Raw genomic sequence first — 1,115 nt, 5'->3', positions numbered from 1 at the left:
CTGTTTAGAGAATAATATAAATTTGAAATGAATTCAATGGAACTTTAAACCATATAATGCCAACGAATTTGACTTAACTAAAAAGGAAACGAAAGTGACGGTGGCGAAAATAGTCTGTTGCCGTCATTGTCGTTTCCGAAATAAACGCCATTAAAAATGGCTCTTAACAACAGTGAAAAAAAGCATGTTTATTTACTTTAACTCATCTTCCTTCCGAGTTATATTACAACAAAGAAAAAATTCATATCTAATTTGGAGAGGGATGGAATGAATAATGCAAATATCACAAGAAGTTATTTTTAATCGTTTTCCTTGGGCAAGACCAGTCGATTTAGAGATTGATGATTCTGTTGAGGGGTGGTATTTCAGTGATGTTATGCCTTGGACCTTCAATCAGGCTCAAATGAAGTTGATACACACAATGCTTGAAGAGGTAGAACATTGGTATTTGTTAAGACACAAGCCGATTGAGGTTGTAATAGTCGAATTTAAAGAGGTTCAGGGTCACGTTTTTGTTGAGAAGATTTGTGGGTTTCCTGAGGTGGATGACATATTTGAAAAATATCGAGCTAAATATCTTGGAGAGCAATAAGATATGCTCAATCTGTCTAGAAAGAGCATTTTAGAGAGGTTCCCTTGGGCAAAGGAAAAGTCTATATTCGACAAAATTGATACTGAACAGGATTTTGATGATTCTATTGAATGGAACTTAAATGATGCACAACTGCAGCTTGTTGTAATGCTATTCGAAGAACTAGAAGAATGGTTTAAAAGCCGAAATAGAAATATTGACATCAATATTTATTACGTAGGGGAATTATTAGATGCACTCCATATTGATTTTTCTAGCAATATGTTTATTGCAAAATAAAAGTGCAGAACTTTGCAAGGAGAAACTGCAGAGTCCTGCACTTTATTTAGTGGCATAAAAAAAGGACTTGCCAGTCCCCAAATTTCCCTCTACTGTAATTGGTGTCGAATCAATTTAGTGGAGGTTTAGAAGGGATGCTAACAATGTCCGATATTAATTGTATCAAGAAATTACGAAACGAAAAAGGATTATCAGTAAACAAAATAAAACAGACACTAAAAATCAACTGGCGAACAGCCAAAAA

2 protein-coding genes are annotated in these 1,115 nt (G+C 34.4%); both read left to right on the top strand.

Annotated elements, in window-relative coordinates:
- Positions 1 to 274: 274 nt before the first annotated feature.
- On the top strand, positions 275 to 592 hold the full coding sequence (locus BQ5796_RS16895) for a hypothetical protein (RefSeq protein WP_071461534.1): 318 nt from the start codon (positions 275 to 277) through the stop codon (positions 590 to 592).
- Between the two features lie 3 nt (positions 593 to 595).
- On the top strand, positions 596 to 871 hold the full coding sequence (locus tag BQ5796_RS16890; protein WP_071461533.1) for a hypothetical protein: 276 nt from the start codon (positions 596 to 598) through the stop codon (positions 869 to 871).
- Positions 872 to 1,115 lie beyond the last annotated feature (244 nt).

The sequence above is a fragment of the Bacillus massilinigeriensis genome, from assembly GCF_900111815.1.
Lineage (GTDB): Bacteria > Bacillota > Bacilli > Bacillales > Cytobacillaceae > Mesobacillus_C > Mesobacillus_C mediterraneensis.
Note: the sequence above shows the minus strand (reverse complement) of the source record. Positions and strands in the feature narration are given on the sequence as shown.